Raw genomic sequence first — 237 nt, 5'->3', positions numbered from 1 at the left:
CTCGCCCACGCCCGAAGCTGCGTGCGTCGCCAACCGCTGCAACAAGTGCTGTGGCATTGATGACGCCAATCCCGGGGACAGTCGAAAGGCGGCGGGCGGCTTCATTCTCGCGCGCCATTGCTACAAATTCCTTGTCGAAGGCGGCAACCCGCATATCAAGACTGCGCCATTCAGCCCGCAAATCCTCGACCAGCAAACGCATGCGCGACGACAGACGGGGATCGTCCTCATCTGCAA

1 protein-coding gene is annotated in these 237 nt (G+C 61.2%); it reads right to left on the bottom strand.

Features of this window, described 5'->3' with window-relative positions; all coding sequences use genetic code 11:
• Window positions 1–237: transposase (locus HK439_RS26610; protein ID WP_190294484.1), on the bottom strand; the 237-nt coding region annotated here is incomplete at both ends.

The organism is Roseibium aggregatum (assembly GCF_014692675.1).
Taxonomy (GTDB): Bacteria; Pseudomonadota; Alphaproteobacteria; order Rhizobiales; family Stappiaceae; genus Roseibium; species Roseibium aggregatum_C.
Note: the sequence above shows the minus strand (reverse complement) of the source record. Positions and strands in the feature narration are given on the sequence as shown.